General features: G+C 70.1%; 22 protein-coding genes and 1 pseudogene. 17 read left to right on the top strand and 6 right to left on the bottom strand.

Annotated elements, in window-relative coordinates:
- Positions 1-1,119 carry a precorrin-3B synthase gene (cobG, locus tag BST38_RS16570; protein ID WP_083144444.1) on the bottom strand — a complete coding sequence of 373 codons (1,119 nt, stop codon included), beginning with the start codon at positions 1,117-1,119 and terminating at the stop codon, positions 1-3.
- A gap of 32 nt (positions 1,120-1,151) precedes the next feature.
- Positions 1,152-2,090: a TauD/TfdA dioxygenase family protein gene (locus BST38_RS16565; RefSeq protein ID WP_083144443.1), complete on the bottom strand. Its 939-nt coding sequence runs from the start codon at positions 2,088-2,090 to the stop codon at positions 1,152-1,154.
- A 127-nt stretch (positions 2,091-2,217) separates the two neighbouring features.
- Here BST38_RS16565 and BST38_RS16560 point away from each other — a divergent pair, with 127 nt between their 5' ends.
- From BST38_RS16560 to BST38_RS16510, 11 genes are all read left to right on the top strand, one after another.
- Positions 2,218-2,865 (top strand): ABC transporter permease, encoded by a 648-nt coding sequence (locus BST38_RS16560; protein WP_083144442.1) that lies wholly within the window; start codon positions 2,218-2,220, stop codon positions 2,863-2,865.
- Positions 2,862-4,064 (top strand): ABC transporter ATP-binding protein, encoded by a 1,203-nt coding sequence (locus BST38_RS16555; protein ID WP_083144441.1) that lies wholly within the window; start codon positions 2,862-2,864, stop codon positions 4,062-4,064. Before BST38_RS16560 ends, BST38_RS16555 begins: the two co-directional genes overlap by 4 nt.
- Positions 4,061-4,843: an ABC transporter permease gene (locus tag BST38_RS16550; RefSeq protein ID WP_179963960.1), complete on the top strand. Its 783-nt coding sequence runs from the start codon at positions 4,061-4,063 to the stop codon at positions 4,841-4,843. The genes BST38_RS16555 and BST38_RS16550 overlap by 4 nt, the downstream gene beginning before the upstream one ends.
- A complete protein-coding gene (locus tag BST38_RS16545) occupies positions 4,843-5,817 on the top strand; it encodes a glycine betaine ABC transporter substrate-binding protein (RefSeq protein ID WP_083144439.1) in 975 nt (324 codons plus the stop codon). Before BST38_RS16550 ends, BST38_RS16545 begins: the two co-directional genes overlap by 1 nt.
- Positions 5,818-6,109: 292 nt before the next feature.
- Positions 6,110-9,706 carry a cobaltochelatase subunit CobN gene (gene cobN / locus BST38_RS16540; RefSeq protein WP_083144438.1) on the top strand — a complete coding sequence of 1,199 codons (3,597 nt, stop codon included), beginning with the start codon at positions 6,110-6,112 and terminating at the stop codon, positions 9,704-9,706.
- A gap of 20 nt (positions 9,707-9,726) precedes the next feature.
- The gene (locus BST38_RS16535; protein ID WP_083144437.1) at positions 9,727-10,110 is read left to right on the top strand and encodes a PPOX class F420-dependent oxidoreductase; all 384 of its coding nucleotides are present in this window, start codon (positions 9,727-9,729) and stop codon (positions 10,108-10,110) included.
- Positions 10,111-10,117: 7 nt separating this feature from the next.
- A complete protein-coding gene (locus tag BST38_RS16530; RefSeq protein WP_083144436.1) occupies positions 10,118-10,525 on the top strand; it encodes a PPOX class F420-dependent oxidoreductase in 408 nt (135 codons plus the stop codon).
- A 49-nt stretch (positions 10,526-10,574) separates the two neighbouring features.
- The gene (locus BST38_RS16525; protein WP_083144435.1) at positions 10,575-11,087 is read left to right on the top strand and encodes an FxsA family protein; all 513 of its coding nucleotides are present in this window, start codon (positions 10,575-10,577) and stop codon (positions 11,085-11,087) included.
- A 41-nt stretch (positions 11,088-11,128) separates the two neighbouring features.
- Complete coding sequence (locus tag BST38_RS16520; RefSeq protein ID WP_083144524.1) at positions 11,129-12,664, top strand: amidohydrolase; 1,536 nt, start codon at positions 11,129-11,131, stop codon at positions 12,662-12,664.
- On the top strand, positions 12,657-14,327 hold the full coding sequence (lnt, locus tag BST38_RS16515; RefSeq protein ID WP_083144434.1) for an apolipoprotein N-acyltransferase: 1,671 nt from the start codon (positions 12,657-12,659) through the stop codon (positions 14,325-14,327). Before BST38_RS16520 ends, lnt begins: the two co-directional genes overlap by 8 nt.
- Complete coding sequence (locus BST38_RS16510; RefSeq protein WP_083144433.1) at positions 14,324-15,112, top strand: polyprenol monophosphomannose synthase; 789 nt, start codon at positions 14,324-14,326, stop codon at positions 15,110-15,112. The genes lnt and BST38_RS16510 overlap by 4 nt, the downstream gene beginning before the upstream one ends.
- Positions 15,113-15,128: 16 nt before the next feature.
- Here BST38_RS16510 and BST38_RS16505 read toward each other — a convergent pair whose 3' ends face one another.
- Positions 15,129-15,464 carry an RNA polymerase-binding protein RbpA gene (locus BST38_RS16505; RefSeq protein ID WP_083144432.1) on the bottom strand — a complete coding sequence of 112 codons (336 nt, stop codon included), beginning with the start codon at positions 15,462-15,464 and terminating at the stop codon, positions 15,129-15,131.
- A 122-nt stretch (positions 15,465-15,586) separates the two neighbouring features.
- Here BST38_RS16505 and BST38_RS16500 point away from each other — a divergent pair, with 122 nt between their 5' ends.
- From BST38_RS16500 to BST38_RS16485, 4 genes are all read left to right on the top strand, one after another.
- Positions 15,587-15,937, top strand: a complete 351-nt coding sequence (locus BST38_RS16500; RefSeq protein WP_083144431.1) for a hypothetical protein — start codon at positions 15,587-15,589, stop codon at positions 15,935-15,937.
- Between the two features lie 41 nt (positions 15,938-15,978).
- The gene (locus tag BST38_RS16495) at positions 15,979-17,208 is read left to right on the top strand and encodes an alpha/beta hydrolase (RefSeq protein WP_083144430.1); all 1,230 of its coding nucleotides are present in this window, start codon (positions 15,979-15,981) and stop codon (positions 17,206-17,208) included.
- Between the two features lie 68 nt (positions 17,209-17,276).
- Positions 17,277-17,987 (top strand): hypothetical protein, encoded by a 711-nt coding sequence (locus BST38_RS16490; RefSeq protein WP_083144429.1) that lies wholly within the window; start codon positions 17,277-17,279, stop codon positions 17,985-17,987.
- A gap of 58 nt (positions 17,988-18,045) precedes the next feature.
- Positions 18,046-18,624, top strand: a complete 579-nt coding sequence (locus BST38_RS16485; protein ID WP_179963961.1) for a DUF3159 domain-containing protein — start codon at positions 18,046-18,048, stop codon at positions 18,622-18,624.
- A 7-nt stretch (positions 18,625-18,631) separates the two neighbouring features.
- Here BST38_RS16485 and BST38_RS16480 read toward each other — a convergent pair whose 3' ends face one another.
- Positions 18,632-19,324 (bottom strand): hypothetical protein, encoded by a 693-nt coding sequence (locus tag BST38_RS16480; protein ID WP_083144427.1) that lies wholly within the window; start codon positions 19,322-19,324, stop codon positions 18,632-18,634.
- 72 nt (positions 19,325-19,396) lie between these two features.
- Here BST38_RS16480 and BST38_RS16475 point away from each other — a divergent pair, with 72 nt between their 5' ends.
- Positions 19,397-20,917: a carboxylesterase/lipase family protein gene (locus tag BST38_RS16475; RefSeq protein ID WP_083144426.1), complete on the top strand. Its 1,521-nt coding sequence runs from the start codon at positions 19,397-19,399 to the stop codon at positions 20,915-20,917.
- 53 nt (positions 20,918-20,970) lie between these two features.
- On the top strand, positions 20,971-22,938 hold the full coding sequence (locus BST38_RS16470) for a primary-amine oxidase (protein ID WP_083144425.1): 1,968 nt from the start codon (positions 20,971-20,973) through the stop codon (positions 22,936-22,938).
- Positions 22,939-22,943: 5 nt separating this feature from the next.
- On the opposite strand, the gene BST38_RS16465 is transcribed toward BST38_RS16470, so the two are convergent.
- Complete coding sequence (locus BST38_RS16465) at positions 22,944-23,171, bottom strand: DUF167 domain-containing protein (protein ID WP_083144424.1); 228 nt, start codon at positions 23,169-23,171, stop codon at positions 22,944-22,946.
- A gap of 21 nt (positions 23,172-23,192) precedes the next feature.
- Positions 23,193-23,320 (bottom strand): annotated as a pseudogene (locus BST38_RS29045) (lipid-transfer protein); the annotation flags it as partial.

The raw sequence follows: 23,320 nt of genomic DNA, 5'->3' as shown, positions 1-23,320 counted from the left end.
CTACGGGTGGGCTTTTCGGCTCCGGTAGCCGTCTCCGGTCGCCACCAGGACCTCGGCGTGTGCCGGACTGCCGCAGGCGCGTTCGCACCCGACGAAGTGCCGGTGCCCCGGGACGGCGGGATCCACCGCCGCGGCGGCGTCGGCCCGCACGTCGGCGGCCGACTGTGCGCAGCCCGGGCTGCCGGTGCACGCCGACACCGACAGCCACGGCGAGTTCTCGTCGAAGATCAGCCCGAGCGGGGCCAGCACCCGCAGCGCCACATCGGCGACCTCTTCGTCGAGGTCGAACAGCAGAATCGACCGCCACGGCGTCACCGCCATCGGCGCCTCGACCGCGGCGAGGTAGCGCGCCAGCTGGGCGTCGAGCACCCCCAGCGGCACCGCCGCGCCGAGTGCGATCCGGCCGTCGTCCTGCTCGATCCAGCCGACCGGGGGGCGGGTCACCGGCGGCCAGGTGGCGCCGGCCGGCGCGTCGGCGTCGCGGCCGCGGACCAGCAGCATCGGGTCGTCGAGTTCGCGGACCCGCCAGTGCTTTCCGCGCACGTCGAGGAATCGGCGGGCCACGCCGAGGAGTTCGTCGACGGCGGCATCCAGCGGGATCCGCACACCGGTGTCGCGGCCGGCGAGAAGCAGTGCCGCGGTGGAGGTGTCGAGGGCGTGCACACCAGCGTCGGCGCCGAGACCGGAGATGTCGCCGCGGCCGTCGTCGATGCCGAACAGGAACCGGCCGGGCAGCGCGGCCAGGGCCGGATCGGCCTGTACGGCCGTGTCGAGCGCGGTGACCAGCCCTCGGACGTCGCACGCGCCGCCGGCACGTCCCGACAGCGGAGACGCGACGATATTGCGTACCCGCTCGTGGGACGTCGACGGCAGCAACCCGGCGTCGGTCAGCAGCGCGGCGACCGCGGCGGGGTCACGCACCCCGCGGATCTGCAGGTTCGCCCGCGAGGTCAGCTCGAGCGTCGAAGCGGCCAACTCGATGGCCGCCTGCGCGACGGTCTCCATCTGGGCTGCGGTGATCGCCCCGCCGGGCAACCGGATGCGGACCAGGTCCCCGTCGGCCGCGCGGTGGGTCTGCAGCGCCCCCGGACATGCGTCCGTCTCACGCGCTCTGACCACGCGTCCACGGTACTCGCCGGCCCGACGGACCGTCAGCTCGCGAGGCTGGCCGGGGCCGCGGGCCGGACCGGGTCGACCACCGGCGAGTACGACGACGCGTCGCCGGCGATCACCCGGCTGGGCCGGCCTGCGACGTCGACGGGGATGTCGCCGGCCAGCGTGACCCGGCTCAGGCGGCGGAACTGGTCGTCGTAGTCGGACACCGCGTAGTGCTGGGTGGCCCGGTTGTCCCAGATGGCGAGGTCGCCCAGCTCCCAGTTCCACCGGATGGTGTTCTCCAGCTTGGTGATCCGGGCCTGCAGCAGGTTCAACAGCGTGGCGGACTCGGCGTGCCCGAGCCCGACGAAGTGCTTGACGAACAGGCCGACCAGCAGCACCTTGCGCCCCGTCTCCGGGTGCACCCGCACCACCGGGTGCTCGGTCTCGTAGTAGTCGGAGACGAACTCCTCGAGGTACTGGCGTTCGGTGTCGGCGAGCGGGCGCAGGCGCGCGTCGGCGTCGCCGGCGTAGTCGTACTGATTGGTGTGCACCGCCCACAGATTCTCGGCGAGCACGCGCAGCGGCTCCGGAAGCTGGTCGTAGGCGGCCTCGGTCGACGCCCACGCGGTGGTGCCGCCGTAGGGCGGCAGCGTGACCGCGCGCAACAACGACGCCTTCGGGATGCGGTCGACGAACGTCACATCGGTGTGCCAGGCGTTCGCCTTGTCGTAGCGCGAGTCGATCGGCAGCACCTTGGCCCCGCGGGAGGTCACCGTCGGGTGGGCGGTGGTCGGCGTACCCAGCGCGCGGGCCAGCTCCAGCTGCCCCTCGTCGTCCAGATCGTGCTGACCCCGGAAGAAGATCACCTTGTGCTCCAGCAGGGCGGCGTTGATCCGCGCCGCCGTGTCGGGGTCGACCCCGCGGGCGAGATCCACCCCGTCGATACGCGCCCCGATATGGGCGCCGAGCTTGACCACGTGCAGTGTTGACATCCGTTCTCCTCCGTAGATCCCGCTCGAATACCGTGCCTGGATCGGGGCCCGCGGACCATCCTTTGATTCAGCACGAATCGAATCGGACCCGTTTCGACCACTTCAAGATCGGGTACGTGCAGCCGTCATGACCGGGCTGTGGGATTACGTGTCCACGCACTACCCGCAGCTCGCGTTCGACTCCTATCAGCACGTCAGCGCGGTGGTGCAAAGCGTGCTGATCGCGACCGTGATCGGCGTGGCGATCGGGGTGCTGACCTACCGCAACGCGCTGGCGGCCAACATCGCTACCGCGACGTCCAGCGTGATCCTGACGGTGCCTGCGTTCGCGCTGCTGGGCCTGCTGATCCCGCTGTTCGGCCTGGGTGTGATCCCGAGCGTCGCGGCGCTGGTGCTCTATTCGCTGCTGCCGATCGTGCGCAACACCATCGTCGGGCTCAACGCGGTCGACCCGGCGCTGACCGATGCGGCACGCGGCATCGGGATGAGCCGCCTGCAGACGCTGGGCCGGGTCGAGCTGCGGCTGGTCTGGCCGGCCGTGCTGTCGGCGATGCGGCTGGCCACCCAGATGTCGATGGGCGTGCTCGCGATCGCGGCGTACGTCAAAGGCCCCGGCCTCGGAAACCTGATCTTCGCCGGGCTGGCCAGGGTGGGCAGCCCGACCGCGCTGCCGATGGCGTTGAGCGGAACGCTGCTCATCGTGATCCTGGCGCTCGTTCTCGACGCCGCCCTGGTTCTGCTCGGGCGGCTCACGACGTCGAAAGGCATTCGGTGACAGCACAATCCGCGCAATCCGGCACCCAATCAGGCCCGAGCGGGGCGCGCATCGAACTCGACCACGTGTCGAAGGTCTACCCGGGCGCCAAAACGCCTGCCGTCGAAGACGTCTCGCTGGAGATCCCGGCCGGGGAGATCGTGGTCCTGGTCGGGCCGTCCGGTTGCGGCAAGACCACCACGATGCGGATGATCAACCGGCTCAGCGAACCCACCTCGGGGCGGATCCTGATCGGCGACCGGGACGCGCTGGCGATCAAGCCCACCGAACTGCGGCGCTCGATCGGCTACGCGATCCAGCAGGCGGGTCTGTTCCCGCACATGACGATCCGCCAGAACGTCGGCCTGGTTCCCGGGCTGCTCGGCTGGGACCGCCGCCGGATCAACGACCGGGTCGACGAACTGCTCGACCTGGTCGGGCTCGAACCCGCCCAGTACGCCGACCGCTACCCGCGTCAGCTCTCCGGTGGACAGCAGCAGCGCGTCGGGGTGGCCCGGGCACTGGCGGCCGACCCGCCCGTGCTGTTGATGGACGAACCGTTCGGCGCCGTCGACCCGATCACCCGCAGCACCCTCCAGGACGAGCTGCTGCGGCTGCAGACCGAACTGCGCAAGACCATCGTGTTCGTCACCCACGACTTCGGCGAGGCCGTCAAACTCGGCGACCGCATCGCGGTGCTGGGCCAGCAGTCCAAGGTGCTGCAGTACGACACCCCGCAGAACATCCTGGCCAACCCCGCCGACGACACCGTCGCCGGCTTCGTCGGGTCGGGGGCCTCGCTGCAGCAACTGGGGCTGTTGCGGGTCAAGGACGTCGCGCTGGAACCTCGGCCGTCCGTGCACCGCGGCGACAGCGTCGAGGCGGTGCGCGCGGTGATCGCGGCCACCGAGCACGACTGGGCGGTGGTGCTCGACGACCGGCAACGGCCGGTCAACTGGGTGCGTGAGAGCCGGCTGCGGCACGCCGCCACCCTGGCCGACGCGGTCGAGAAGCTCGACGTGGTCAGCACCTACTCCACGCTGGAGGACGCCCTCGAGGCGATCCTGGCCGAACAACACGCCTCGGCCGTCGTCGCCGGCCCCGGCAACCGCTACGAGGGCGTGGTCACGCTCGACACCCTGATCGACACCATCACCAGCCTGCGCGCCAAGGCGGAGTCTTCCGCGGCGTCGGCGGCCGCCGGGGACGACCCGTCGTGACCTCGACAGTGACGGCGCCCGCCGACGCACCCGGCGCCCCGGCGGCCGCGCGGGGCGAGCGGCTGCGGCTGTTCGTGCAGCCGGTGCTGGTCCTGATCGTCGCGGCGGCCGTGGTGTTCTGGGCGTTCGACCGCGACCTGACCGCCACCCAGCAGGAGAACATCAACCCGGCCAATGTGGCGACGCTGATCTGGCAGCACCTGTTGATCACCGCCGCGGTGACCGCGATCGTGCTGCTGATCGGGATACCGCTCGGGGTGCTGGTCACCCGCCCCGGCGCAAAGATGTTGCGGCCGTTGTTCGTCGGGATCGCGAACGTCGGCCAGGCCGCACCCGCCATCGGCCTGCTCGTGCTGCTGTTCCTGGTGACCGCCAAGACCGGATTCTGGATCGGGGTACTGCCGATCGCGCTGTACTCGCTGCTCCCGGTGCTGTCGAGCACCATCCTGGGCATCGACCAGGTCGACCGGTCGCTGATCGACGCCGGACTGGGGCAGGGGATGTCGCGACGCTCGCTGCTGCTGCGGGTGGAACTGCCGCTGGCCGTGCCGTACATCCTTGCGGGACTGCGCACCTCGCTGGTGCTCGCGGTCGGTACCGCGACGCTGTCGTTCCTCGTCAATGCCGGCGGGCTGGGCATCCTGATCGACACCGGCTACAAGCTGCAGGACGACGTCACGCTGATCCTCGGCAGCGTGCTCGCGGTGTGCCTGGCGCTGCTGGTGGACTGGCTCGGCGGACTCGCCGAACACTTCATCAGCCCGAAGGGGTTGCGCTGATGAGGATGCGCACGGTGCTCGTCCTGGCGACCGCGATCGCGGTCGTGCTGTCCGGCTGTGGGCTCGGATCGGGCAGCACGGTGCCGCTGCGGGTCGGGCCCGGGACCATCCAGCCCACCCCCGGTCTTGAAGGCGTGCAGATCACCGTCGGGTCCAAGGAATACACCGAGCAGGTGATCATGGGCTACATCCTGGAGTTCACGCTGGCCGCCGCGGGCGCCGACGTCCGCGACCTGACCGGCATCGTCGGCTCCCGAAGTACAAGGGAGGCACAGCTTTCCGGGCAGGTCGACGTCGCCTACGAGTTCACCGGCAACGCGTGGATCAACTACCTCGGCCACGAGAAACCCATCCCGGACACCCGGGAACAGTACGAGGCTGTCCGCGACGAGGACCTCCGGCGCAACGACATGGTGTGGCTGGAACCCGGACCGATGGACGACACCTACGCGCTGGCCGCCAGCCCGCAGACCGTCGAGCGGACCGGCGTGCGGACCCTGTCGGACTACGCGGCGCTGGTGCTGCGCGATCCCGCCGCGGCGCGCACCTGCGTGGACACCGAATTCCGGGCCCGCCAGGACGGTTTCCCGGGGATGGCCGCCGCCTACGGTTTCGACCCGGCGCGGGCGCAGACCCCGATCCTGCAGGTCGGGATCATCTATCAGGCCACCGCCGACGGCACCGAATGCGACTTCGGCGAGGTGTTCACCACCGACGGCCGCATCGCCGCGCTGAACCTCGTGGTGCTGACCGACGACAAGCAGTTCTTCGCGCACTACAACCCGTCGGTGACGATGAAGCGCGAGTTCTTCGAGGCCCATCCCGAGATCGCCGAGGTGACCGCGCCTGTCACGGCGGCACTGACCAATGACGCGATCATGGCGATGAACAAGGCCGTCGACGTCGACGGCCTCGACCCCAGCGTCGTCGCCCGCGACTGGATGGTCGAGCAGGGCTTCATCACCGCCGAGTAGCTCCGGGATTCCGCTGTGCCGGCACCGTGTTCGTGACCTACGTCACTCGGCGCGACGAGTCGTCTCCTCGCGCACACAACCCGCAATTTACCCAGTACCGGCGGTACCGTCCGCGTAGTCATTCGAACACGTGAAAGGAACGCCGATGTTCGAACTCATCGTCTTCGCCGCCATCGTCGCCGCACTCGTCGCCGCGCTCGGTTTGCCCTACCGCCAGACCTGGTACAGCCGCTGGCACGGCTGAGCCGAGACCGCGCTCAGCGGCCCGACCCCGGTCCGGTACGAATGAGGGGTGACCGAACCCGCCGCCAGCCCGACCGTTCTGCTGCTCTCGACGTCGGACACCGACCTGATCACCGCCAGGGCCAGCGGAGCGGCCTACCGGTGGGCGAACCCGGCCCGGCTGGTCGACGGGGAACTCGACGAACTGCTGCGCGGCGCTGACATCGCGATCGTGCGCATCCTCGGCGGCTACCGCGCCTGGGAGGACGGTATCGACGCCGTGGTGGCCAGCGGGGTGCCGACCGTGGTGGTCAGCGGCGAGCAGACCCCCGACGCCGACCTGATGGCCCATTCGACGACGCCGGCCGGGGTCGCGGTGCAGACGCACATCTACCTCGCGCAGGGCGGTACCGAGAACCTGGCCAACCTGCACGCGTTCCTGTCGGACACGGTGCTGATGACCGGCTTCGGTTTCGCCGAACCCGTCACCACCCCGAACTGGGGTGTGCTGCAACGCCCCTCGGTAACCGCTGACGGACCGACGGTCGCGGTGCTGTACTACCGCGCCCAGCACCTGGCGGGCAACACCCGCTACATCGAGGCGCTCTGCGAGGCGATCGAACACGCCGGGGGAGTGGCACTTCCGGTGTTCTGCGCGTCGCTGCGCACCGCCGACGACGCGCTGATCGAGCTGCTCGGCACCGCCGACGCGCTGATCACCACGGTGCTCGCCGCAGGTGGCGCGACACCCGCCGCCGTCGGCGCGGGCGGTGCGGACGACACCTGGAACGTCGCTCACCTTGCCGCCCTTGACATCCCGATCCTGCAGGGATTGTGCCTGACCAGTTCGAAGGGGCAGTGGGACGCGAACGACGACGGGCTCTCGCCGCTCGACGTCGCGACCCAGGTCGCGGTGCCCGAGTTCGACGGCCGCATCATCACGGTCCCGTTCTCGTTCAAGGAGATCGACGACGAAGGGCTGATCTCCTACGTCCCCGATCCCGAACGGTGCGCACGGGTCGCGGGCCTGGCGGTCCGCCACGCCCGGCTGCGCTCGATCGCCCCGGCCGACAAACGCATCGCGGTGGTGTTCTCGGCGTATCCGACCAAGCACGCCCGCATCGGCAACGCGGTCGGCCTCGACACCCCGGCCAGCGCCATCCGGCTGCTGACCGCGATGCGCGACGCCGGCTACGACGTCGGTGAGGTTCCGGGTCTGGAAGCCCGCGATGGTGACGCGCTGATCCACGCCCTGATCGAGCGCGGTGGACAGGACGCCGACTGGCTCACCGAGGGGCAGCTGGCCGGAAACCCGATCCGGGTGTCCGCCAAGGACTATCGCGACTGGTTCGCGACGTTGCCCGCCGACCTGGCCGATGCGGTCACCGAGCACTGGGGCCCGCCGCCGGGCGAGTTGTTCGTCGACCGCAGCCGTGACCCCGACGGTGAGATCGTGATCGCGGCGATGCGATCGGGCAATGTGGTGCTGATGGTTCAGCCGCCGCGCGGCTTCGGCGAGAACCCGGTGGCGATCTATCACGATCCGGACCTGCCGCCGAGCCACCACTACCTGGCCGCCTACCGCTGGCTCGATCGCGGCTTCTCCAACGGCTTCGAAGCCGACGCGATCGTGCACCTGGGCAAGCACGGCAACCTGGAATGGCTGCCCGGCAAGACCCTGGGCATGTCCGCGGGCTGCGGCACCGACGCCGCCCTGGGCGATCAGCCGCTGATCTACCCGTTCCTGGTCAACGACCCCGGCGAGGGTACGCAGGCCAAACGCCGCGCCCATGCGACGCTGGTCGACCACCTGATCCCGCCGATGGCCCGCGCCGAAACCTACGGCGACATCGCGCGTCTGGAGCAACTGCTCGACGAGCACGCCAACATCTCCGCGCTCGACCCGGGCAAGCTGCCCGCGATCCGCCAGCAGATCTGGACGTTGATGCGCGCGGCGAAGATGGACCACGACCTCGGGCTGGAAGACCGCCCCGACGAGGACTCGTTCGACGACATGCTGCTGCACGTCGACGGCTGGCTGTGTGAGATCAAGGATGTGCAGATTCGCGACGGCCTGCACATCCTCGGTGAAACCCCAACTGGTGAGGCGCAAGTCGACCTGGTGCTGGCGATCCTGCGGGCGCGCCAGCTGTTCGGCGGCGAACAGACGGTGCCGGGCCTGCGCCAGGCGCTGGGCCTGACCGAGGACGGCAGCGACGAACGCGCCGCCGTCGACGCCGCCGAGGCCCGCGCCCGCGAACTCGTCGCGGCGCTGCAGGCCACCGGCTGGGACGCCGCGGCCGTCGACAGCCTCACCGAGGACCCCGACGTCGCGGCGATCCTGCGGTTCGCCGCCACCGAGGTGGTGCCGCGGCTGGCGGGCACCGCCGGTGAGGTCGAGCAGATCCTGCGCGCCCTCGACGGCCGGTTCATCGAGTCCGGGCCGTCCGGCTCACCGCTGCGCGGTCTGGTCAACGTGCTGCCCACCGGGCGCAATTTCTACTCCGTCGACCCGAAGGCGGTGCCGTCCCGGCTGGCATGGGAAACCGGTGTCGCGATGGCGGATTCGCTGCTGGAGCGCTACCGCACCGACTACGGCCGCTGGCCTGAGTCGGTCGGGCTGTCGGTGTGGGGCACCTCGGCGATGCGCACCGCGGGCGACGACATCGCCGAAGTCCTCGCGCTGCTCGGGGTCCGGCCGATCTGGGACGACGCATCACGGCGTGTCGTGGACCTGGAGGCGATCCCGCTCGCCGAGCTGGGCCGCCCCCGCATCGACGTCACCGTGCGCATCTCCGGGTTCTTCCGCGACGCGTTCCCGCACGTCGTCACGATGCTCGACGACGCGGTGCAGCTCGTCGCCGGCCTCGACGAGCCGGCCGAGGACAACTACGTGCGCGCGCACGCCGAGGTCGACCTGGCCGAGCACGGTGACCAGAGGCGCGCCACCACAAGGATTTTCGGCTCCAAGCCGGGAACCTACGGCGCCGGTCTGCTGCAGCTGATCGACAGCCGCAACTGGCGCGACGACGCCGACCTCGCGCAGGTGTACACCGCCTGGGGCGGCTTCGCCTATGGTCGCGGCCTCGACGGGGCGCCCGCCACCGACGACATGAACCGGGCCTACCGGCGAATCGCGGTGGCCGCCAAGAATACCGACACCCGCGAGCACGACATCGCCGATTCCGACGACTACTTCCAGTACCACGGCGGCATGGTCGCCACGGTGCGCGCGCTGACCGGTAAGGACCCGGCCGCCTACATCGGCGACAACACCAGGCCCGACGCGGTGCGCACCCGGACGCTGAACGAGGAGACCACCCGGGTGTTCCGCGCCCGCGTCGTCAACCCGCGCTGGATCAACGCGATGCGCAGGCACGGCTACAAGGGCGCGTTCGAGATGGCCGCGACCGTCGACTACCTGTTCGGCTACGACGCCACCGCCGGGGTGATGGCCGACTGGATGTACGAACAGCTCACCCAGAGCTACGTGCTCGACCCGGAGAACCGCAAGTTCATGAACGAGTCGAACCCGTGGGCGCTGCACGGGATGGCCGAACGGCTGCTGGAGGCCGCCGGCCGCGGCATGTGGGCCGCGCCGGAGCAGTCCACTCTCGACGGTCTTCGGCAGGTGCTGCTGGAAACCGAGGGCGACCTCGAGGGCTGACGTTCACTAGATTGGTCGGTATGCCTGTGACCTTCGCCGACGTCGCCAAGTCGGAATACATCCTGCTGACCACCTTCACCAAGGACGGCAGGCCGAAGCCGACAGCGATCTGGGCCGCCCCGGCCGGAGAGGCGCTGATCGCGATCACCCAGGAGTCGTCCTGGAAGGTCAAGCGCATCCGCAACACCCCTCGGGTGACGATCGCCGAGTGCGACCGCTCCGGCAAGCCGAAGAGCGAGGCCGTCGAGGCCACCGCGGTGATCCTGCCCAAGGCGATGAACGCCAAGACCTACGACGCCCTCGGCAAGCGCTACGGCCTGCTGGGCAAGACGTTCAACTTCTTCTCGAAGCTGCGCGGCGGGATGGAGAAGAACGTTTCGATCGAGATCAGACCGGTCAACTAGAAGGTTCATGGCGCACCCCGGGGACCGGCACCCGACGTTCACCGACGTCTACACCGCGAAATACCTGCTGCTGACCACCTTCACCAAGGACGGTAGAGCCAAGCCGACCCCGGTGTGGGGTGTCCCGCACGGCGACAAACTGCTGATCAGCACCGACGCCGGGTCCTGGAAGACCAAACGCATCCGCAACACCCCTCGGGTCACGATCTGCGAGTGCGGGGTGCTCGGCAAGCCGAAGGGTGAACCCGTCGAGGCGGTGGCGCGCAATCTCCCCGCCTCCGAGACCCGGCGGGTGTTCGACATGGTCACCCGGCGCTACTGGTGGCATGCGTGGTGGTGGGTGCCGCAGGCGCTCATCCGCGGCGGGGTCGACAAGGTGCACGCCGCGATCGAGGTCGAGGCCGCCTCGCAGTGAGCTGAACGCGCCCCCGGAACCGTCACCGCGTCCCATCCGTTGGCACACTATGGCGATGCGAGTGTTCCTTGTCTACGTGCTGGCCGAGCTGGCGGTGCTGGTCGCGCTGATCTCGACGATCGGCTTCGGCTGGACGATGCTGCTGGTCGCCGGCGCGTTCCTGCTGGGCCTGGCACTCGCCGGTTCGCAGCTGCGCCGCCATCTGCAGAAGCTGCGGTCCGGGCTGACGCTGGCCGACGCGCAGGGCGCCGTCACCGACAGCGTGCTCGTGGCACTCGGTACCGTGCTCGTCGTGATTCCCGGCCTGGCCAGTTCCGTCCTCGGTGCGCTGCTGCTGTTGCCGCCGACCCGCGCCGCCGCGCGGCCCGTCCTCACCGCGATGGCGGCCCGGCGCGCGCCGCTGATCGTCGGTGTCAGCACCGTCGGTTCGGCAGCCACCCGCCGGTCGGGCCGCGGCGAGTACGTCGACGGTGAGGTCATCGAGGTCATCGATGACGTCCCGGGCGACTTCCGAAGCGACGTCCCGCCCGCCGGACCCGCACTGCCGCGCTCGCCGGAGTGAGCACCACCCTTCTGCTCAACGGCCGCGTCCACAGCCCGGCGATGCCGGATGCGACGGCGATGGCCGTGCGCGACGGCGTCGTGGCCTGGCTGGGCAGCGACGACGTTGGCCGGGCACAGTTCCCCGACGCGACCGAAACCGACCTCGACGGTGCCTTCGTCGCCCCCGCCTTCGTCGACAGCCACGTCCACACCACGGCCACCGGCCTGGCCCTGACCGGACTCGGCCTGCGCGGCGCCACCTCGCTGCGGCACTGCCTGACGCTGCTGCGGGAGTTCGCCGCCGCGCATCCCGACGGGGTGATCTGGGGCCACGGCTGGGACGAGACGGCCTGGCCGGAGCGCAGCGCGCCCAGCACCGCCGATATCGACGCCGCGATCGGACCGCGGTCGGCCTACCTGTCCCGCGTCGACGTCCACTCCGCCGTCGCATCGACACCGCTGCGCCACGCCGCCGGCATCGCCGACGACCTGCCCCTGATCGCCGAGGCACACCACCGGGTGCGCCGCGTCGCTCGCGAGCAGCTGACCGCCGGCCAGCGCGCGCAGGCCCGCACCGCCGCGCTGGACGCCGCCGCGGCGTCCGGCATCGTCGCCGTGCACGAATGCGCGGGTCCGCAGATCGGCGGCCTGGACGACTGGCACGAACTGCGCACCCACGAGCACGGAGTCGAGGTCGTCGGCTACTGGGGCGAACACGTCGGCACCGCCGCCGAGGCCCGGGACCTGATCGCGCAGACCCAGGCCCGCGGACTGGCCGGCGACCTGTTCGTCGACGGCGCGCTCGGATCGCGCACCGCGTGGCTGCACGACCCCTACACCGACGCCGGACCGGAGTGCGCGGCCCCGCACGGCAACAGCTACCTCGACGTCGACGCGATCACCGCGCACCTGTGCGCCTGCACCGAGGCCGGGGTGACCGCGGGCTTCCACGTCATCGGCGACGCCGCGGTCGCCGCGGTGACGGCGGCCCTGCAGGCCACCGTGGACCGCTTCGGCGGGCCCGCGGTCGCGCGCTGCGGCCACCGGCTCGAACACCTGGAGATGGTCACCGAGGAGCAGGCCGCCAAGCTCGGCAGCTGGGGCGTGATCGCCAGCATGCAGCCGAATTTCGACGCGCTGTGGGGCGGGCCCACCGGCATGTACGCCGAGCGGCTCGGTGCCGATCGAGCCGCCGGGTTGAACCGGTTCGCGCTGTTAGCATCCCAAGGCGTGCCCCTAGCGTTCGGGTCCGACAGCCCGGTCACCGACATCAACCCGTGGGCGACGGTCCGCGCGGCGACCACCCACCACACCCCGGGCAGCGCGATCTCGGCGCGGGCGGCGTTCGCCGCGGCGACCAAGGGAGCGTGGCGGGCCGGCGGAGTCCGCGACGGCATCACCGGCACCCTGGTGCCGGGAGCGCCCGCGAGCTACGCGGTGTGGGAAGCCGACGCGTTCGACGTCAGCGCCCCCACCGATGCCGTGCAGCGCTGGTCCACCGATCCGCGGTCCCGGGTGCCGGTCCTGCCCAGCCTCACCGACGACCTCCCGCGGTGCAGGCAGACCGTGCACCGGGGCGAAGTCATCCATGGCTGAGACCGAGACGGCTGAGGCCGAGACGCCCTCGCGCATACGGCGTCTCGGGCAGGCGATCGTCGATCGCCTGCCCGTGTTGAGTGTCACCATCGTGGCGGGGCTGGCGCTGTGCGTCAGCTTCCCGCCGTTCGGCTGGTGGTATCTGGCGATCCTCGCGTTCGCGCTTCTCGGATGGGTGCTGACCCGCGAGCGCACCACCGCCGCAGGCGGCTTCGGCTACGGGTTCCTGTTCGGGCTCGCGTTCTACGTGCCACTGCTGCCCTGGATCAGCGGGCTGGTCGGGGCGCTGCCGTGGCTGGCGCTCAGCGCCGCGCAGGCGCTGTTCCCAGCGCTGTTCGGGCTGCTGGCCGTGGTCGTGCGGCGGCTGCCCGGCAGGCCGGTGTGGTTCGCGGCGTTGTGGGTGGCCCAGGAATGGCTGAAATCGAGCGTCCCGTTCGGCGGCTTCCCGTGGGGGGTGGTCGGGTTCTCCCAGAGCCACAGCCCGCTGCTGCCGCTGGCCCACGTCGGCGGCGCCCCGCTGGTCTCGTTCGCCGTGGTGCTGATCGGCTTCAGCCTGGCCGCGCTGGTGCTGGAGACGGCCTCGTGGTGGCGGCGCGATGCCACCGCCCGGGCCGCCGCGCCCCCGGCGGTCGTGCTGCCCGGCTTGTGCATCACGCTGGTGCTGATCGTGTCGACGCTGGCCTGGCCGCACGTGCGCAAGGCCGGCCTCGGCGCCGGAGACGAGCCCCCGGTCACGGTCGCCGCCGTGCAGGGCAACGTCCCGCGCCTCGGCCTGGACTTCAACGCCCAGCGCCGCGCGGTGCTCGACAACCACGTCCGCGAGACGCTGCGCCTGGCCGACGACGTCCGGGCCGGACGCGCCCCGCAACCGATGGTGGTGGTGTGGCCGGAGAATTCCTCCGACATCGATCCGATCGCGAACCCCGATGCCGCGCAGGAGATCTCCATGGCTGCCGCGGCGGTCAACGCGCCGATCCTGGTCGGGGGAGTCGTCGCCGCGCCCGGCTACAGCCGCACCAACCCGGTCTCGCATAACACCGTCATCGTGTGGAACCCGCAGGGCGGCCCGGCCGAGCGCCACGACAAACGCATCGTGCAGCCGTTCGGTGAATACCTGCCGTGGCGTGGCTTCTTCAGCAAGCTGTCGTCCTACGCCGACCGGGCGGGCTACTTCGTGCCCGGCGACGGTGACGGCGTGGTGGAGGCGGCGGGGATCCCGATCGGGATCACCACCTGCTGGGAGGTCATCTTCGACCGCGCCGCCCGCGACGCCGTCCGCAACGGCGCCCAGCTGCTGGCTGTGCCGAGCAACAACGCGACCTTCGACCAAGCGATGAGCGAACAGCAGCTGGCGTTCGGCAAGCTGCGCGCCGTCGAACACGACCGCTACGTCGTCGTCGCGGGCACCACCGGCATCAGCGCGGTGATCGCCCCCGACGGCCACGAGGTGGCCCGCACCGGCTGGTTCGAGCCGGCCTACCTCGATCAGCAGGTGCGGCTGAAGACGACCGTCACACCGGCCACCCGGTTCGGCCCGTACCTGCAGGCGTTGCTGGCGGCCATCGGCGTTTCGGCTGTTCTGGGGGCGATACTGCACAATGGATCATTCGTGCCCACCAGACTGAGAGGTCGGCGATCGACCAGCGACGAAGGAGCCACATGAGCGTCCCCGACGGCTCGAACGGTCAAGCCGAACCCGTCTGGCGTCCCAGCGCCCGGACCCTGGTCATCATCCCGACGTACAACGAGCGCGACAACCTGCTCTCGATCGTGTCCCGCGTCACCGACGCGACCCCCGACGTGCACGTGCTGATCGTCGACGACGGCAGCCCCGACGGCACCGGCGAGCTGGCCGACGAACTCGCGCTCGCCGACCCCGACCGTGTGCACGTCATGCACCGCACGTCCAAGGACGGGCTCGGCGCGGCCTACCTCGCCGGCTTCGCGTGGGGGCTGAGCCGCCAGTACACGGTGCTGGTCGAGATGGACGCCGACGGCAGTCACGCCCCGGAAGACCTGCACCGGTTGCTCGACGAGATCGACGCGGGCGCGGACGTGGTGATCGGGTCGCGGTATGTGCCCGGCGGAAACGTGCGTAACTGGCCGCGCCGGCGGCTGGTGCTGTCGCGGACCGCGAACGCGTACTCGCGGATCCTGCTCGGCGTCGACATCCACGACATCACCGCGGGATACCGCGCCTACCGGCGTGAGGTGCTGGAGAAGATCGAGCTCGGCGCCGTCGACTCGAAGGGTTACGGCTTCCAGGTGGATCTGACCTGGCGGTCCATCAATGCCGGCTTCACCGTGGTCGAGGTGCCGATCACGTTCACCGAACGTGAGCACGGTGTGTCCAAGATGGACGGGTCGACGATCCGCGAGGCGATCGTCAAGGTCGCGCAGTGGGGAATCCGGGCGCGCATCGACCGCGCCCGCGGCGCCGCGCGCTGAGGCGCGGCGCCAGGCACTATCCGCGGCGGCGCGCCTTCACGATCTCCATGCGCTCCTTGAGCAGCTCGTCGAGCTCTTCGATCGAACGACGCTCCAGCAGCATGTCCCAGTGCGTGCGCGGCGGCTTGACCTTCTTGGGCTCGGGGACGTCACCCTCGATCAGGGTGCCCTCGAGGCCGTTGCGGCACAGCCAGGTGCCGGGGATCTCGGCGTCGTCGGCGAACGGTACGTCGAACTCCTCACCGTTCTCGGTGCGGTAGCGGGCGACCTGACGCGGCGCCAGGTCGTGGTTGCGGTCCGTCTCGTAGCTCACTGCTCCGAGGCGGCTGCCCCTCAAGACACGATCAGCCATCGTCAACTCCTCTGCGAATGCTTTTGGTCCGGGATCGTCAACGTCAAACGTGTGCGAAGAGTTCCCGACTCGTCGGTTGATGATACCGGGATTACCCAACGCCCCCGTCTACAGTCACCCACGTGACCTCGCTGAGCCCCGCGACCGGGACCCGCCGGCGACCCCAGACGTGTCGCTGGTGCGGCCGCGAAGTGGCCGACGCCGGCATGGGCCGGCGCCGGCAGTACTGCAGGCAGTCGTGCCGGCAGCGCGCCTACGAACAACGGGCCCTCGTGAAGGGCACCTCGGTGCCCGAGGACGCCGTGGTGCTGTCCGCCGAGGAGGCCTCGGTGCTCGCCGACCGCGTCTACCAGGTCCGGTGTGCGGCCGAAGACATGGCGACAGCACTCGAGGAGGGGGCCGGCACGGCCGAACTGCGCGAGCTGTGCGACGCGGTGATGCAGGCCGCCCGCGCGGCCGACGGCTGGCGCTGATCAACCGCCCCCGAGGGCGTGATTGTCGGTACTGTTAGCGCGTGAGCAGCGCTGATTCCGCGCTTTCCTCGTCGCCACGGGTCTGGTGCTTCGACGACTACGTCCTCGATGCCGCCCGCTACGAACTGCGCTCCGGTGAGACGGTGATCAAGGTCGAACCCCAGGTGTTCGACGTGCTGACCCTCCTGGTGAGCAACCACGACCGCTTCGTCACCAAGGAAGAACTCTTCGACAGCGTCTGGGGTGGGCGTTTCGTCGGGGAGGCGGCGCTGACCAGCAGGATCAAGGCCGCGCGGCGCGCGCTGGGCGACGACGGCGAATCGCAGCGCTACATCCGCACCGTGCGCGGCCGCGGATACCAGTTCGTGGGCCGGGTGCGCGACGCGCAGACCGCCGGGACGCCGGAGGCCGAACCCGAGGCGCCGATCCCCGCGCAGCACATCGCGTTCACCCGCGCCGCCGACGGGGTGCGTCTGGCGTACGCAGTCTCCGGTGACGGGCCGCCGTTGGTGAAGGCCGCGAACTGGATGACGCACCTGAGCTACGACAGCGAGAGCCCGGTGTGGCGGCACGGCGTGCGCGAGATGTCGTTGCGGTACCGGTTCGTCCGCTACGACGAGCGCGGCTGCGGGCTGTCCGACTGGGACGTCGGCGCGTTCACGTTCGACGACTGGGTCACCGATCTGGAGACCGTCGTCGACGCCGTGGGATTGGACCGGTTCGCACTGCTGGGGGTGTCGCAGGGCGGTGCCGTCGCGGTCGCCTACGCGGCGCGCCACCCCGACCACGTCAGCCACCTGGTGCTGTGCGGCGCGTACGCCAGGGGTCGTGCCGTCAGAGCCCAGAACGAGGACGAAAAGCGCGCTGCGGCATTGGATCTCGAGCTCGCCCGGGTGGGCTGGGGCCGCGACGATCCCGCCTTCCGGCAGGTGTTCGCCGCGCAGTTCCGCCCGGACGGCACCCGCGAGGACTGGGCCGCGTTCGACCAGTTGCAGCGCCGCACCACCTCACCGGAGAACGCGGTGCACTTCCTCGAGGAGTTCGGTCGCATCGACGTGCGCGAACTGTGTGCGCAGGTGCGGTGCCCGACGCTGGTGCTGCACTCGCGCGACGACCGCCGGGTCCCGCTGCGCTACGGGGAGGAACTGGCGGCACTGATCCCGGACGCCCGCCTGGTCGCGCTGCCGAGCAACAACCATCTGCTCACCGCGACCGAGCCCGCCTGGCCGATGTTCTGCGACGAGGTGGCCGCATTCCTGCGCGGACCGTAGGGACGATCTCCACGCAATCTCCACACAATCTCCAAGTACGCCGTCGCGGCGAAGATCATGCTGGCCCCATGAGAAAAACCACCCGTTCCCTGCTCGCGGCGGTCGGTGCGACGATGGCGTTCGGGACGCTGTCCGGTTGCACCAGCACGTCGACGACGGACACCACCACACCCGCGCAGCCCGCGCCCGAGACCACCAGCGTCGTCGCATTTCCGGCCACCGCCCGCTACATGGCCGACATGGCCGCCCCCGACGGCAAGACCATGACGATCGGCGTCAGCGTCGACGGAGCCGAGGTCGCGGCCTACGCCTGCAACGGAATCGACGACGAGGCATGGTTCTTCGGCAACCAGACCGACGGGGCGATCGACCTGAAGTCCCGATTCCGCGACACGTTGGCCGCCGACTTCGACGGCACCGACCTCGTCGGCACCGTCAGGATGAACGACGTCGACTACACCTTCACCGCCGCGTCGGTCTCCGGCGTCGCCGGCATGTACACCGCCGAATCCGACGGTGTGCGGGCGTCTTGGGTGGTGCGGCCCGACGGCACCGCCACCGGGGTGCAGTTCAGCGGATTCGCCGAGGGCAACCGCGACTTCGACCCGTTCCACCTCGACGAGTTCAGCGATTTCGACGTGCGCAACAACGTCCGCAACAAGCGCAACCTCTCACCCGCGGGCCCGATCGAATTCCTGCCCGACGGCCGTCCCCAGGCGTCCATCAACGGCGTCAGCGTGACGCCCACCTTGGTCACCGGAACCTTCCGGCTCGGCTGAGGGTTCGATACGGAGACGCAAACGTGTCGCCCGACCCGGACTCTGTAATGCTTTCGGCGTGGACCAATGGTTCGAGCGCAGTCCGTTCATCGGGTTCATCCCGTGGATCATCTACTGGGTCGTCGCCGACGGGCCGAGCACCTGGATGTTCGGCGCGATCTGCGCGGTGCTCTCGACGCTGCTCCTCGGGGTGTCGGTCGGATTCGCCGGGCTACGGCTCCTCGACATCGTCACCGCGGTGTTCTTCACCGCGGTCACGGTGGCCGGGCTGTTCGTCGGCGCGCAGGATCTCGACTGGATGGACACCTACGCGACCACGCTGTCGAGCGGGGTGCTGGCCGTGATGGCGTTGGCGTCGCTGGGATTCGAACCGTTCACCGCGCAGTACGCACCTCCGAGCGCGGCGCGCCAGGATTGGGAGGAAACCGCGTTCCGGCGCACCAACCAGGTGCTGACGTTGATGTGGGCGCTGGTGTTCGCGCTCATCGCGGTCCTGGGCTACCTGGCGGTGATGGCTCCGGCCACCGTGCACGTGACCAAAGCGGTGATCCCGGTCGTCGTGATCGTCGGCGCCGTCGGTATGACCCTGACCTATCCGGACAAGGCCCGCGAGAAGGCCCGTCTCGGCGCGGAGTGACGCGCCTTCAGCAGCTGAACCGGGCCGCGGCCTCGGGTGGGGCGGCGGTCTCGGCCAGGCAGCCGTACGGCGCCACCCCGTCGGCGGCGATCCGCACCGCGCCGCGGTGTGCGTAGTTCACGCAGTACAGACCGGACACGTCGCTGCGGCATCGGGTGTCGCCGAACGTCAACGACTGCCCGGCCGGCAGTTCGGCTCCGGATCCGTTCAGGAACGGACCGGGGTCGCCGCGCAGCGCGCCGACCGTCAGATCGGTGCCGGAGAACTCGATCCAGCCCGGCTTCCACTGGCCTTCGGCCTGCGCCGGGCGCGGCGGAGGTGAGGTGAGATCGAGGAGGCACGTCAACGTGCCCGCGCCGGTGATGCACTGCGTGTAGCTGTGCGGCGTGCCGGACGCGGCGACGAAGGCGGTCTCCTCGCCGAGCCGGGTGGTCACCCCGTCGCGGAACGTGACGTGGAAGGACTCGGCGTCGGCCGGGGTGCCCGCCTCGATCCAGGCGATGACCTCGTCGATCGACGCGGTCGCCGCGGGCGCGCCGGACGGCGCGGCCGGACCCTGCGTCGAGGGCGAAACCGACGGCTGCGTCGACGGTGGAGGCGGCGGGGAGGAGGACGGCTGCGACGATTCGGCCTGGCCGCCCACCGATTGAGAGCAGGCAGCAACCAGGACGCTCACCGCGAGCAAGCCAGCGATACGCATTCGGCCAGGTTAGCCATCGGACACGGGTGGGATCGTCAGGCAGGCCGCGTGGGAGTTCGCTACGGTCGCAGAATGCACGAGCACACCGTCCGAGTGAAGATCGCCTCGGGCACCGTCGAGGGCTTCACCCGCGACGGCGTCAACCGCTGGCGATCCATCCCGTACGCGCGGCCGCCGGTCGGCCCGTTGCGCCTGCGTGCCCCCCAGCCGGTTCAGCCCTGGCCCGGGGTGCGGTATTGCCATGGCTACGGTGCCTGCTCGCCGCAGCAGCGGATGTACACGATCCTCGCCCCTGGCAAATACCAGCCGATGAGCGAGGACTGCCTGACCCTGAACGTGGTGGCCCCGGTGGGCGCCGAAACCCGTGGGGCCGGTGATCCGCTGCCGGTGATGGTGTTCATCCACGGCGGCGGATACCTGCTGGGTAGTTCGGCGACCCCGATCTACGACGGCGCTTCGCTGGCCCGCAAGGGTTGTGTGTACGTGTCGGTGAACTACCGGCTCGGTGCCCTCGGGTGCCTGGACCTGTCGTCGCTGTCCACCGAGGGGATCCGGATCGACGACAACCTGTTCCTGCGCGACCTGGTGATGGCGTTGCGCTGGGTGCGCGAGAACATCTCGGCGTTCGGCGGGGACGCGGACAACGTCACGATCTTCGGCGAGAGCGCGGGGGCCCACGCGGTCGCCACGCTGATGGCCACACCGGAGGCCAAAGGCCTTTTCGCGCAGGCGATCTCGCAGAGCCCGGCAGCCGGGATGATCAGCGACGTCGACACCGCCGCCGAGTATGCGACCCGGTTCGCCCGCCGGCTCGGCGCGAGCGGTTCCGACGCCGCGCAGGCGTTGATGGCGGCGCGGCCCGCCGAACTCGTCGACGCCCTCGATCAGGTGATCCTCGACGGGCAGCGGGACATGCTGGGCGCGTTCGCGATCGGGCCGACCTACGGCACCGAGTATCTGCCCCAGGATCCGATCGAGGCGATGCGCGAGGGTACGGCGCACCGGGTGCCGCTGATCGTCGGCACCAACGCCGACGAGGGCCGGCTGTTCACCCGCTTCCTCAAACTGCTGCCGACCAACCAGGCGGCCATCGAGAAGCTGCTCGCCGCCGTGGATCCGGAAGCACGCCAACAGATTCTGGCCGCCTACCCGGGCTATCCGGCCGCCGACGCGTGCGTGAGGTTCGGCGGGGACTTCATCTTCGGGTCGGCGGTGTGGCAGATGGCGCACGGGCATTCGGCGCATGCGCCGACGTACGTCTACCGCTACGACTACGCGACCGCCGCGCTGCGCCTGTCCGGCATGGGGGCGACCCACGCGACCGAGCTGCTCGCGGTGTTCGACGTCTACCGGTCGCGGTTCGGCAGGCTGCTGGCCGCGGGGCTGGACTCGCGCAGCGCCAAGAAGGTCACCGACGATGTGCAGGGGAGATGGCTGTCGTTCGCCGAGCGCGCGGTACCCGGCCCGGACTGGCCGCAGTACACCCGCGAGGAGCGGCCGGTTCTGGTGCTCGACCGGCGCCGCCGCGTCGAACTCGACCCGCACTCCGAGCGCCGCCGGGCCTGGGAGGGTTTCTTCCTGGCCCATCGCTGACGCGTTGGCCGAATCACCCCGCCGCGGGTCGGCTGATGTGGTTGCGTTGATCCGTGTCGTATCCGCTCGATCCGCTCGGCGCCGACGAGTTCACCGCGGTCGCCGAGACACTGCGCCGCGAGCACGGTGTCGCCCCGGCCTCCGGAACCGAACCTGGGTGGCGTTTCGCGTCCATCGAGTTGGTCGAGCCGTCCAAGGCCGAGCTCGCCGACTTCGATCAGGGTGGGCCGCGGCCGCCGCGCCGCGCACAGGCCCTGTGCCTCAACCGCTCCGCCAACGCCACCTACAAGGCCGTGGTGAACCTGACCGACGCGCGGGTCGAGGTGCTCGAGCACATCCCCGGGGTGCAGGCGAACTTCACCGTCGACGAGTTCGTGGAGTGCGATCAACTGCTGCGCACCCACCCCGACGTCGTCGCCGCCCTGCGCGGCCGCGGCATCACCGACATGGACCTGGTGTTCTTCGACACCTGGACCTACGGTGAGGCCGTCGCCCCGCCGGAGTTCCGGGACCGCCGCATCGGCTGGTCGGACAGCTGGGTCAAGGCCGCACCCGGGGCCAACCCGTACGCGCGGCTGATCAGCGGGCTGCACTGCGTGATCGACCTGAACACGATGGAACTGCTGCGGGTCGAGGACGACGGACCGTTCGCGGCGGGCCGGGAGGCGATGCCGGAGGTGATGGGGGAGTACGTGCCCGCGCACATCCCCGAGCGCATCCTCGGCCGCGGCCGCCGCGAACCGCTCAAGCCACTCCACATCACCCAGCCCGAGGGCCCGTCGTTCACCCTCGACGGCCGGCTCCTGAGCTGGCAGAACTGGTCGCTGCGTATCGGATTCAACCACCGCGAGGGCATGACCCTGCACACCGTGCGCTACCGCGACGGCGACCGGGACCGCTCGATCGCGCACCGCATGTCGTTCGCCGAGATGATCGTTCCCTACCGCGACCCGTCGCCGGATCACTACCGCCGCACCGCATTCGACATCGGCGAATGGGGACTGGGGTTCATGACGACCTCGCTGGAACTCGGCTGCGACTGCCTCGGCGAGATCCGCTACCTCGACGCGGTGCTGCACAACAGCAAGGGTGAGCCGTACACGATCACCAACGCGATCTGCATCCACGAGGAAGACAACGCCGTGCTGTGGAAGCACGTCGACCACGAGATCGGTGCCGAGGTGCGGCGCATGCGCCGGCTGACGATCTCGTTCCACGTCACGGTCGCCAACTACGAATACCTGGTCTATTGGCGGCTTTATCAGGACGGCAACATCGAATGCGAGGTGCGCGCGACCGGCATCATGGTCACCACGCCACTGCCCGCCGGCGCGCCGAACCCGAACGGCACCCTGGTCGACGAACGAACCTACGCGCCGTTCCACCAGCACTTCCTGGTCGCCCGTCTCGACATGGACATCGACGGTCCCGACAACACCGTGGTGATGTCGGAGTCGTTCGCCGAACCGGTCGGACCGGACAATCCGCACGGTCTGTCGCTGGTGGTGCACAACATTCCGCTGCGCACCGAGGGGGAGGCCAAGCAGGACGTCAGCTTCGCGACCCAGCGTGCGTGGAAGGTGGTCAACCCCAACGTCGTCACCGCCCTCGGGGCGCACCCGGCGTACAAACTGGTGCCCAGCGGCGCGATCCCGGCGATGTTCGAGCCGGGATCGCCGGTCCTGGAGCGCGCGGGCGTGATCGCCCATACCCTGTGGGTCACCCCGAACCGACCCGACGAACGTTGGCCCGCAGGCGAATTCGTCAATCAGTCGGCGCGCGACACCGGGCTGACGCGCTGGACCGCGGCGGATCGCCCGATCGAGAACACCGACGTGGTGCTGTGGTACGTGTTCGGCATCCACCACATCACCCGCGCCGAGGACTGGCCGGTGATGCCCGTCGACGTGGTGTCGTTCTGGCTCAAACCTTTCGGCTTCTTCGACCGCAATCCCGCGCTCGACGTCGTCGGCACCCCGCCGGACGCGTGCCACACCGACACCACCAGCGCCGCCCACTGAAGACCTCAGTCGATGCGGAAGCGCTTGATGCGCGACGCAGCGCCGGACACCAGCTCGACCCGGCTGCGGGGTACGCCGAAATGGTCCGCGAGGACCTTGACGACCGCGGCAGTGGCTTTACCGTCGACGGCGCGTTCGCGGACATAGACGGTCAGCTCGCCGTCCGGACCGGCTTCCACCAGCGGGCCCTTGGCGCTACCGGGTTTGACGCGCACGGTGATGAGTTCCGGCATGGCTCGTCGAACCCGTCCGTGTCAGCGGGCGATGATGACGGAGCTGCCGTGGCCGAAGAGGCCTTGGTTGGCGGTGATGCCGACGGTGGCGTTGTCGACTTGGCGGCCGGTGGCTTGGCCTTTGAGTTGCCAGGTGAGTTCGCAGATTT

This window comes from Mycolicibacterium parafortuitum, from assembly GCF_002086815.1.
Classification (GTDB): domain Bacteria; phylum Actinomycetota; class Actinomycetes; order Mycobacteriales; family Mycobacteriaceae; genus Mycobacterium; species Mycobacterium parafortuitum.
Note: the sequence above shows the minus strand (reverse complement) of the source record. Positions and strands in the feature narration are given on the sequence as shown.